The following is a 10,184-nucleotide window of genomic DNA, read 5'->3' as shown; positions in this document are numbered from 1 at the left end:
CCCCCCCCCCCCCCCCCCCCCCCCCCCCGCTTCCGGCTTTTCCCGGTCGGGGCAAGCCGGTTCCACCGATCCGCCTCAACAGGCCCATTGCCGGATGAGCTGTCACAATCGCCCTGTGAACCAAGCAACGCCTCCCGACGAACCGGACGAAGTCCGGCTCTACGCCGAACTCGCCACCCGGTTGAAGGATGCGCATGCGAGGGTGCGTAAGCTCGACATACCGGACGGCGCGAAAGTAGCGCTGGTTCGCCGCCTCCTGGTCGTCACCGATGCCGCAAAACACGATCTGGCGGACGCCGCACGGCGTCTGGCCAAGCTCATGGAGGAGCTCGACGAGCAGGCCGCGCGAGCCGCGGACACCGCCGAGGTCTGTAATCCGTTGCGACACAAGGGTGATTCGTCCGTTCGGTAATTGCTTCAACAGAATTGGGCGCTTAGCGTGCCCAATGCCGGACTATCTGATACGGCATCGGTTTTCGAAGGGGAAGACGTGAACAAGGCTCAGCTTGTCGAGGCGGTCCAGGACCGACTGGGTGGCCGCGCGGCTGCCGCAGACGCGGTGGACGCCGTCCTCGACGCCATCATCCGCGCGGTCGCGGGCGGAGACCGCGTGTCCATCACGGGATTCGGTTCGTTCGAGAAGGTCGAGAGGGCGGCGCGTTACGCGCGCAACCCGCAGACCGGTGAGCGGGTCCGCGTCAAGAAGACCGCGATTCCGCGCTTCCGTCCGGGCCAGGGCTTCAAGGACCTGACCTCCGGCGCCAAGAAGATGCCGAAGACCGGCAGCGCGGCAGCGAAGGCGAGCCCGACCCCGCGTCCGGGGGCCGCGAAGAAGACCGCCGCCAAGAAGACGACGGCTCGCGGGGGCCGCAAGACCGCAGCACCGGCGACCCGCCGCACCACCGCCGCAGGTCCGGCCGGCACCCGCAAGACCGCCGCCGCCGCGAAGTCGGCCGCCAAGAAGACCGCCGCGACCAAGGCTGCGGCCAAGAAGACGACGGCGAAGAAGACCGCCAAGAAGACCGCAACCAAGCGCACCGCGAAGTAGCCCCGGCACGACCCCCGATGCGGACCCCGTCCCGGCGGCTGGGACGAGGATCCGAACCGGGGCCCGGCAACGGCCCCGAGCACGGCCGGACCCGTATACGGAAACATCGGCACCGCGCGACGGGCCGGACTCTCAAGGAGTCCGGCCCGTCGCTTGTCGTGCTTGTGTTCGTGCCTCCGTCGGCGCCCGAACGGCCTCACCCCACAGGCGCGTTCGCCCTACCAGCGTGCGTCGCGCCTTGACTCGTACGGGCGTTCACTCGCCCGGGCGCCGCATCGTCGCGATCGTGAGGAACACCACGGCACGCGCGGGCCCTTCGCCTTCGACATCGATCCGCACGCGTTGCCCCGGTCGGAGGAAGCGCAGCCCCGAGTCGGCGAACGCCGAAGCGGGGAACGGCAGTGCGGCGCCGTCGTCGAGCAGGACGGTGCCCGAACCTGTCTCGGCGTCGAAGGTGTGCACGGTTCCTTGCATGCTCCGACCCTACGCGCCCGCCCCGACAGCGGCCGCGTGCGACGCCGCGGCGTCCCCGGTGTCCGGTGCCCGAAGTTCCTTGCCCGGTACGGCAGGTCACCACCCGGCACAATGGCATCAGCAGTCCCGCCAAGCTCATCGAGTCGCAGAAGTCACATGCCGACTGTGACGCTGCGCACGAACTCGCCTCCTGCATGCGGCGCATGGCCACAGGTGGCTGCGCGGTTCCCGGCCGAGGCCGGCACGCTGCACGACACGCGAAGACTCCGCGGCGGTGCGACGGGTCGACCGCCGGAACGCGTGCACACCCGCAAGTGCCCTGCGTTCGCTGAGAGTTGCACAAGCCCGTCCTCGTACGCCGACCGTCGGCCGGCTGCCTCCGTCCCCCTGGACCCGAACCGGCGGTCAGCAGCCGGCCGTCAGCAGCGGAAGCAATGCCCAGGTGCGGTCGCCCACGCCCAGGTGCACCGCATGCGCGAGGTCCTCGGCGGTGTCGACGTCCCGGCGCACGGAGTCCACGTTCCCCGACGTGAGTTCGTGTGCGCCGGACGCCCGGTGCCGCGCGCGGGACGCGCCTCCGAAGGCCGGCGCCAGCGGCACGCCCGGTCCGGCGGCCAGCAGCGTCGTGCCGATTCCCGCCGCGTCGGCGAGGAACGACCGCCGGTGGGCGCTCGCTTCGTCCAGGACCCGGTCCAACTCCGCGGAGCGCAACGCCGGGAGGTCCGCCGACAGCGCCGCGATCGGCGACGAGGGCCAGCGCCGTGCGGCCTGAGCGGCGCCGTGCGCGAGGGCGTTGTTGAGGCCGCCGCGCGCGTCGGGGACGAAGTCGGCCCCCACGGCGCGTACCGACTCCGCCACCGCCGCGTCGTCGGTCACCACCAGCACACCGGCCACGTGCTCGGACGCGAGCGCCGCCCGCACGGTGTCGACCGCAAATGCGAGGGCCAGTTCGCCGCGGTGCTCGCCGGTTGCCGGGGCCAGCCGGCTCTTCGCCAGCGGCAGGGGTTTGACCGGCACCACGAGTCGCCAGTGCGTCACCCGCGGCTCGCGCATTGGTCCTCCCTGGCTGTTTCACAGTCGATTTTCGTCCGCGAATGACGTTTCATAGGCGACTTCCGATCCGGTGGACGAGCGCCTTTCTCGACATCGCGACGATTCTCACGGGAAACTACGGGGGTCGGCGGGGCCCGGGGTTACGCCCGGGGGAGATCACACCGTGGTGTTCCCTTGTACATAATCGGCATCCGGTCAGCCTGGTCGCCGAATGTGTGAGCAGTGACACGGCCCAACACGACTCAGGAGGCTCGCAACCGATGGCCCGGAGAAGGATCGGCTTCTGGTACCGCGTCGTGGTCGTGGTGGTGAAACCCCTGCTGTTGCTGTTCACGAAGCGCGACTGGCGCGGCATGGAGCACATCCCCGCGCAAGGCGGTTTCGTGACCGCGGTGAACCACATCAGTTACGTCGATCCCCTGACGTACGCACATTTCCAGTACGAGTCGGGCCGCGAGGCGCACTTCCTGGCCAAGTCGTCGCTGTTCAAGATCCCGGTGGTCGGCCGCATCATCAAGGGCGCCGGCCAGATCCCGGTCTTCCGCGACTCCGCGGACGCCGCGCTGGCCTTCCGGGCGGCCGTGGACGCCGTCAACCGGGGCGACTGCGTCGCCGTGTACCCCGAGGGCACGATCACGCGCGACAAGGCCCTGTGGCCGATGTCGGGCAAGACCGGTGCCGCACGCATCGCGCTGACCACGGGCGCGCCGGTCATCCCGGTCGCGCAGTGGGGCGCGCAGGAGATCCTGGCCCCGTACGGCAAGCGCCTGCGGTTGTTCCCCCGCAAGACGATGAAGGTCATCGCCGGCCCGCCCGTCGACCTCGACGATTTCCGCGGCCGGGACCTCACCGCGGAAGTGCTGCGCGGTGCGACCGACCGGATCATGGACGCCGTCACCGAGCTGCTGGGCAAACTGCGTGACGAGCCGGTTCCGCCCCGGGGACCGGGCCGCAAGGCCAAGGCCGCCGGCCCGGCCGCCGCGGCGAACGCGCACGCCGAGGCGGAGGAGACCGCCGTGGCCGGGACCGCGTCGGACACCGACGACGGAGCCTCGCCCGACGCGTCGGCGGCGACCACCGGCGAGAGCACGCGGGAAACCCACGCGGAACCCACCGGTACGCCCGTCGGAGAGCCCGTCCGGGCGCAGGCGAAGGCGCGGGCCGGGGAGGCCGATGACGCGGCCCCCGCGGCTGCGGGCACGCCCGAGCCTGCCGGGGAATCGGCAGGGGAGGCCGGGGAAGCCCGGGACGAGGCCGCAGAGGCCGCCGCGGGCGCCGCTCGGCGCGCCGGGGAGCCCGTCGGGGATTCGGCCGCGAAGGAAGCCGAGGACGCCGCCTCGACCGGCGCCGGCCGGCCCGCCCGGAACCCGGGCCACGAGCCCGCGACAGAGCCGGCCCAGGCGCCCGCCGGGGCATCGGCCGCGCCCGCCGGCGGCAGCTCCGCACAGGCCCCTGTCCGGCCGACCGCCGCGACGTCGCGCACAGCCTCCGGCGACGCGCCGGCTTCGGCGTCCGCCTCCGACGCCGCCTCGCCGGCCACCGGGGAACCCGTCGTACCCTCACCGCGCGCCGACGGCCTCGCCGCCGAGGGCGGCGCCGCATGACGCGCTGTGCCGTATTCGGGAACGGGTCGTGGGGCACCGCGTTCGCGATGATCCTGGCCGACGCCGGTGCCAAGGTGACCCTGTGGGGCCGCCGCCCGCAGCTTGTCGACGCGATCAACAACGCGCATGAGAACCCCGACTACTTCCCGGGACTGCGCCTGCCCGAGTCGATTTCCGCGACCACGGACCCGGCCGAGGCCGCCGCCGGTGCGGACTTCGTCGTCCTCGCGGTGCCGTCGCAGACGCTTCGCGACAACCTCGCGGTGTGGGCGCCGCTGCTGCCCGCCGACGCGGTGCTGGTCAGCCTGATGAAGGGCATCGAACTCGGCACCGTGAAGCGGATGAGCGAAGTCATCCGCGAGGTCGCGGGCGTCGGGGAGGACCGCGTCGCGGTGGTCAGCGGTCCCAACCTGGCCGCCGAGATCGCCCGCCGCCGGCCGGCCGCGAGCGTGGTGGCGTGCGCCGACGAGGAGGTGGCGCGGCGTCTCCAAGCGGTCTGCATGACGCCGTACTTCCGCCCGTACACGAACGTCGACGTCGTCGGCTGCGAGCTCGGGGGCACGGTGAAGAACGTCATCGGCCTGGCCGCGGGCACCGCGGACGGCATGGAGCTCGGCGACAACGCGAAGGCCTCGCTCATCACGCGGGGTCTGGCCGAAACCATGCGCCTCGGAGCCGCGATGGGTGCCGACCCGCACACCTTCGCGGGGCTCGCCGGTCTGGGCGACCTGGTGGCCACGTGCACCTCGACGCTCTCGCGCAATCACACGTTCGGCGTGAACCTGGGGCGCGGCATGACCGTCGAGGAGGCCGCCGCCGCGACCCGGCAGACCACCGAGGGCGTCAAGTCGTGCGTCGCGGTGCAGGAACTCGCCCGCCGCCACGGCGTGGAGATGCCGATCGTGGACACCGTCGTGGCGATGGTCAAGGACGGCCGGTCGCCGGCGCCGCTGCTGAAGGAACTCATGTCGCGCACCGCCAAGCCGGAGCGCTACGACCCCGACAACTGACGTGTGCCGGTGGCGCCTTCGGACGACTCCGAGACGCGCCACCGGCGCCTTCCAGCGCTCGTACAAATGTGGCAGTAGGGTTCTGGACACGATGAACGACGTGACGCAGACTTCCGGCACCACCGCCCCCGCCACCGGCCCGCTCTCCGGGTCGGTGCGCGCCGACGGCCCTACGCGCCCGCGCGTCGCCGTGGTCTTCGGCGGACGCAGCTCCGAGCACGCGATCTCCTGCGTCACCGCAGGCAGCGTGCTCGCGGCCATCGACCGCGAGAAGTACGACGTGCTGCCGCTCGGCATCACCCAGGACGGGCGCTGGGTGCTGGTCGCCGACGCCGTCGAGCGGCTCACGATCGACACCGCGGGCAAACTGCCGGACGTCACCGACGTCGCCGAGCAAGGCGGCTCGGTCGTGTTGGCCGCCGACCCCACGCAGCGCGACCTCGCGGTGATCGAAACCGGGGCGGTGACCTCCCTGTTGGGCGGCGTGGACGTGGTCTTCCCGCTGCTGCACGGGCCGTACGGCGAGGACGGCACCCTCCAGGGCCTGCTCGAACTCGCCGGCGTCCCCTACGTCGGCTCCGGCGTGCTGGCCAGTTCGGTCAGCATGGACAAGGAGTACATGAAGCGGGTGTTCGAGGGATTCGGCCTGCCGGTCGGTCCCTACGTCACCGTCCGCCCGCGCGATTGGGAACGCGACCCCGCGGCCGTGCGTTCGGCCGTGAAGGCGCTCGGCTTCCCGGTGTTCGTCAAGCCCGCGCGCGCCGGTTCGAGCATGGGCATCACCAAGGTCCACGACGCCGATGCCCTCGACGACGCGATCGAGACAGCGCGCAAACACGACCCGAAGGTGATCGTGGAGGGCATGCTGCGCGGTCGCGAGATCGAATGCGGTGTGCTGGAGGGCCCGGACGGCGCATACGCCAGTGTGCCTGCGGAGATCCGGGTGCGAGGCGACCACGAGTTCTACGACTTCGAGGCGAAGTACCTCGACGACGTGACCGAGACCGACGTGCCCGCCGACCTGACCGACGAGCAGGCCGCCGAGGTGCGCCGGCTCGCGGTGGCCGCGTTCGACGCGATGAGCTGCGAAGGGCTCGCCCGCGTCGACTTCTTCCTGCTGGACGACGGCGGCCTGGTCATCAACGAGGTGAACACGATGCCGGGGTTCACGCCGGTGTCGATGTACCCGCAGATGTGGAAGGCCGCAGGCGTCAGCTACCCGGAATTGGTCGACCGACTCGTCACGGCGGCTCTCAGTCGCCCCAACTCCCTGCTGCGATAAGGCAGTTGCGCCGCCGCCCGCAACCGGTCCGGGCGGTGGCGCCACGTCGCGCTCAGCCCCCGTCGTCGACCGTCGCCGGGACCGTGCGCTTGAGCGGTTCCGCGAACGCCGTGACCACGCCGCCGGGTTCGGCGTACGCCGCGGGCACGGTCACCTCGACGTTGATCTCCCGGTGCAGCGTCGTCAGGCGTACGCCCTTGCCCTCGCCGAGGAATTCGAACGTCCACCGAACACCGTCGACGCCGATCGCGTTCTGCTCCGGCGCGTAGTTGGGGTCCTCCGGGCGCAGTGAGACCGGCGTGGGCACGCCGCAGCGCAACACGATCGCGGGGTCGCCCCACGCCGCCGTGAGGTCCGAATCCGGCACGGTCTTGCGGGCGTCGTGGCTGAGGACTTCCCCGGGGAGCTGCCCGTGCAGGTCCTTGCACATCGACTTGATGGTGTCGAAGGGCGGCTTGGGCAGCTTCACCTTCACCGGGTCGTCGCCGTCGAGCACGGACACCAGCGTGAGCATCAGCCCGCCGGCCACCACGGCCGCCGGGAGCGCGAAACGCAGCGCCCGCCGCCCGCGCGCGTCCCCCGACGAACCGGAAGGACCTGCGGAAACCACCGGCGACGCCTCGGACGCCGGAGCGGATCGGGCCTGCGGGCCGTTCGAGTCGGTCACCCGCCGATCCTAAGGAGGCAGTGGAGCCCGCCTCGCACCGGGTGTTCCGCGGGCGACGGCCCCGCGGCGGACCGGCAGGCAGCGTGCCGATGCTCGCGCCGGTGAGGTCCGCACTGCACGTCGGTGCGCGGGCCGGCCCCCGGCGGACCCCGGGATAACCGGTCCAGGAGCTTGTCCGGCGGATCTCTGCGGACCAGCCCGCGTGGCTGTCGGTGCGTGCGATCACAAGGCGCGGGCGAAGGAGGGCCGCCAGGCCCGGTGAGCTAGTACTCGGCATACTCGCCCGCCGGGCTTGGGGCTCTCCGCCGCCCACGGCGTCCCACGACGCGGGCGGGGAGAGATCCACCGGGCAGGCACTAGACGATATGCACCACCGGGCAGGTGAGGGTGCGGGTGATGCCCTCAACGCGCTGCACGCGGGACGCGACCAGGTGTCCGAGTTCGTCGACATCGGCGGCTTCGGCGCGCACGATCACGTCGTACGGGCCGGTGACGTCTTCGGCCGTCGTGACGCCGGGCAGGGCCGCGATCTCCCGGGCCACCGCCGCGGCCCGGCCGACTTCGGTCTGGATCAGGATGTATGCCTGTACCACCAAGGCCTCCCGGCACGCCAGGATTGTGGAATGGGCGCGGGCCCTGGCCGCCCGGGCTCCGTGAGGAGTACGGGCGACCGCGACGCGCGGCACAGCACGATCGGATGCAACCATTGTCGACCGCACGGACGCGGGCGACCACATGGCCGACACCACGGAATCACCACGGAATTCGACGGAACGGATGGCGAATGCCGGTCTTGGGCACGGCAGCGGGGGTGCGCGCACACGCGTCGACGGGGAGACGCCGATGAGCGGCACGCTGGGCGACCTCGGCGAGTTCGGTCTCATCGCCGCCCTCACCGAGCGGGTTCCGACGGGCCGCCATGTGCCGCTCGGGCCCGGTGACGACGCCGCCGTCGTCTCGTCCCCGGACGGACGGGTCGTGGCGACCACCGATCTCCTCGTCGAGGGACGGCACTTCCGGCGCGACTGGTCGACCGCGTACGACGTGGGGCGCAAGGCCGCCGCGCAGAACCTCGCGGACGTCGCGGCTATGGGCGCATTGCCAACCGCGTTGTTGGTCGGGTTGGTCGGCCCCGCCGAACTGCCCGTCGCGTGGGCGCTCGAACTTTACGACGGGCTGCGCGACGAGTGCGCCGTGGTGGACGCGGGGGTCGCGGGCGGCGACGTCGTACGCGGCAACGCGGTGATGATCTCGATCACCGCGCTCGGCGATCTGCAGGGCCGGGCGCCCGTGACCCGCGCCGGCGCGCGCGCCGGGGACGTCGTCGCGGTCGCCGGCTGGCTCGGCTGGTCCGCCGCCGGCCTCGCGATACTCGCGCACGGGCGCCGCAATCCGCGCGCTTTCGTCGAGGCCCACCGACGCCCCGAACCGCCGTACGAGGCCGGTCCCGCCGCCGCGCGCCTCGGGGCCACCGCGATGCTTGACATCAGCGACGGCCTCATCGCCGACCTCGGCCACCTGGCCCGCGCGTCCGGGGTACGCGTCGACCTGTCCAGCCGGCTCTTCGACATCCCGGCCCAGATGCGGGACGTCGCACGTGCGTTCGGCACCGACCCGCTGCACTGGGTGCTCACCGGGGGTGAGGACCACGCGCTCGTGGCGACCTTCCCCGCCGGGACGGCGCTGAGCGCGCGGTGGCGGGTCATCGGCCGCGTGGCGAGCGGCGCCGGCGTCACGGTCGACGACCGGGAGTGGTCGGGAGCGGGCGGATGGGACCACTACGGCGCCTGACCAGGGCACAGGGCCGATAGGCTGGCGGGCATGGCCCAGACACCCGCCCGCGTGCTCACGATCGCCGGTTCGGACTCCGGCGGCGGTGCCGGCATCCAGGCGGACCTCAAGACGATGCTCGCCCTCGGCGTGCACGGCATGAGCGTCGTCGCGGCGGTCACCGCACAGAATTCGCTGGGCGTGCAGGGCTATTGGGAGCTTCCCGCGGAGGCCGTCGCGGCGCAGTTCCGCAGCGTCGCCGACGACATCGGCGTCCAGGCCGTCAAGACCGGGATGCTCGCGTCCGCGACGCTCGTCGAGACAGTCGCGGACCTGCTGCGCGACATCCCGGCACCCGTGGTCGTCGACCCGGTGTCCGTCTCCAAGCACGGGGATCCGCTGCTCGCCGACGCGGCCTTGGAGGCCGTGCGCGGCCAACTCCTGCCGACCGCGACCGTGGCCACGCCGAACCTGTTCGAGGTCCGGCAGTTGACCGGCGTCGAGGTCCGCGGCCAAGACGACATGCGCAAGGCCGCCGACGCGCTGCTCGCGTACGGGCCGACCTGGGTCCTCGTCAAAGGCGGCCATCTCTCAGGCGAGGCCGCGGACCTTCTGTGCGACGGCACGCGGGAACTTTGGTTCCGCAGCGAGCGGTTCGACAACCGGCACACCCACGGCACCGGCTGCACCCTGGCCAGCGCGATCGCGTCCCACCTGGCCCTCGGGCGGGACGTGCCGCAGGCCGTCGAGGCAGCCAAGGCGTACGTGACCGGCGCGATCCGCGAGGGCTTCCCCCTGGGCGCCGGAATCGGGCCCGTCGACCACGGCTGGCGGCTGCGCGCCTGATCAGGCCCCGGCCTCACACGGCCTCACATGCGGGGTCGGTCGTTGCCGAATGCCCGCGAAAGCGAGGCAGCCGGACCACCATCGGTGATCCGGCTGCCTCGGAGAAGACTGGGTTCAGCGGGGGTCAGCGGGTGACCTTGCCCGCCTTGATGCACGAGGTGCAGGCGTTGAGGCGCTTCGGCGTGCCGCCCTGGACCGTGCGGACCGTCTGGATGTTGGGGTTCCAACGACGGCGGGTGCGGCGGTGCGAGTGCGAGATGTTGTTGCCGAAACCCGGCCCCTTGCCGCAGACGTCGCAGTTGGCAGCCACGGGAGACACTCCAAAGACGAATAAGGATTGCGCGTACGTTCACGTGCCGGCAGGTGCCGGGCAACCGAGGAAGAGTAACCGACGAGCGTCCACGGAAGCCAATCCCGCGATGCGGCCCAC

At 71.9% G+C, this 10,184-nt stretch carries 11 protein-coding genes and 1 pseudogene; 7 read left to right on the top strand and 5 right to left on the bottom strand.

Features of this window, described 5'->3' with window-relative positions:
• Window positions 1–94 precede the first annotated feature (94 nt).
• On the top strand, window positions 95–412 hold the full coding sequence (locus ACRX5W_RS14160; RefSeq protein WP_436788452.1) for a hypothetical protein: 318 nt from the start codon (window positions 95–97) through the stop codon (window positions 410–412).
• A gap of 78 nt (window positions 413–490) precedes the next feature.
• The gene (locus ACRX5W_RS14155; protein ID WP_436788451.1) at window positions 491–1,048 is read left to right on the top strand and encodes an HU family DNA-binding protein; all 558 of its coding nucleotides are present in this window, start codon (window positions 491–493) and stop codon (window positions 1,046–1,048) included.
• A gap of 255 nt (window positions 1,049–1,303) precedes the next feature.
• On the opposite strand, the gene ACRX5W_RS14150 is transcribed toward ACRX5W_RS14155, so the two are convergent.
• Window positions 1,304–1,522 (bottom strand): cold-shock protein, encoded by a 219-nt coding sequence (locus ACRX5W_RS14150; RefSeq protein WP_436788450.1) that lies wholly within the window; start codon window positions 1,520–1,522, stop codon window positions 1,304–1,306.
• A gap of 405 nt (window positions 1,523–1,927) precedes the next feature.
• Window positions 1,928–2,575: a 2-phospho-L-lactate guanylyltransferase gene (gene cofC / locus ACRX5W_RS14145; RefSeq protein WP_436788449.1), complete on the bottom strand. Its 648-nt coding sequence runs from the start codon at window positions 2,573–2,575 to the stop codon at window positions 1,928–1,930.
• Window positions 2,576–2,835: 260 nt separating this feature from the next.
• On the opposite strand from cofC, the pseudogene ACRX5W_RS14140 reads away from it, so the two are divergent.
• The 3 genes and pseudogenes from ACRX5W_RS14140 to ACRX5W_RS14130 form a co-directional block, all read left to right on the top strand.
• Window positions 2,836–3,510 (top strand): annotated as a pseudogene (locus ACRX5W_RS14140) (lysophospholipid acyltransferase family protein); the annotation flags it as partial.
• Between the two features lie 665 nt (window positions 3,511–4,175).
• Window positions 4,176–5,189, top strand: coding sequence for an NAD(P)H-dependent glycerol-3-phosphate dehydrogenase (locus ACRX5W_RS14135; RefSeq protein WP_436788448.1), 1,014 nt, complete (start codon window positions 4,176–4,178; stop codon window positions 5,187–5,189).
• Between the two features lie 91 nt (window positions 5,190–5,280).
• On the top strand, window positions 5,281–6,471 hold the full coding sequence (locus ACRX5W_RS14130) for a D-alanine--D-alanine ligase family protein (protein WP_436788447.1): 1,191 nt from the start codon (window positions 5,281–5,283) through the stop codon (window positions 6,469–6,471).
• A 52-nt stretch (window positions 6,472–6,523) separates the two neighbouring features.
• Here the strand turns inward: ACRX5W_RS14130 and ACRX5W_RS14125 are convergent, their stop codons facing one another.
• Window positions 6,524–7,138 carry a DUF3515 family protein gene (locus ACRX5W_RS14125; RefSeq protein ID WP_436788446.1) on the bottom strand — a complete coding sequence of 205 codons (615 nt, stop codon included), beginning with the start codon at window positions 7,136–7,138 and terminating at the stop codon, window positions 6,524–6,526.
• Window positions 7,139–7,494: 356 nt separating this feature from the next.
• Window positions 7,495–7,731 (bottom strand): Lrp/AsnC ligand binding domain-containing protein, encoded by a 237-nt coding sequence (locus ACRX5W_RS14120; RefSeq protein ID WP_436788445.1) that lies wholly within the window; start codon window positions 7,729–7,731, stop codon window positions 7,495–7,497.
• Window positions 7,732–7,981: 250 nt separating this feature from the next.
• Here ACRX5W_RS14120 and ACRX5W_RS14115 point away from each other — a divergent pair, with 250 nt between their 5' ends.
• Both ACRX5W_RS14115 and thiD read left to right on the top strand, forming a co-directional pair.
• Window positions 7,982–8,929 carry a thiamine-phosphate kinase gene (locus ACRX5W_RS14115; RefSeq protein ID WP_436788444.1) on the top strand — a complete coding sequence of 316 codons (948 nt, stop codon included), beginning with the start codon at window positions 7,982–7,984 and terminating at the stop codon, window positions 8,927–8,929.
• A gap of 30 nt (window positions 8,930–8,959) precedes the next feature.
• Entirely contained in the window at window positions 8,960–9,754 is a 795-nt protein-coding gene (gene thiD / locus ACRX5W_RS14110) for a bifunctional hydroxymethylpyrimidine kinase/phosphomethylpyrimidine kinase (protein ID WP_436788443.1), read from the top strand.
• Between the two features lie 124 nt (window positions 9,755–9,878).
• Here thiD and rpmB read toward each other — a convergent pair whose 3' ends face one another.
• The gene (rpmB, locus tag ACRX5W_RS14105; RefSeq protein ID WP_231778291.1) at window positions 9,879–10,064 is read right to left on the bottom strand and encodes a 50S ribosomal protein L28; all 186 of its coding nucleotides are present in this window, start codon (window positions 10,062–10,064) and stop codon (window positions 9,879–9,881) included.
• Window positions 10,065–10,184: the final 120 nt, after the last annotated feature.

The organism is Yinghuangia sp. YIM S10712, from assembly GCF_051388935.1.
Taxonomy (GTDB): Bacteria; Actinomycetota; Actinomycetes; order Streptomycetales; family Streptomycetaceae; genus Yinghuangia.
Note: the sequence above shows the minus strand (reverse complement) of the source record. Positions and strands in the feature narration are given on the sequence as shown.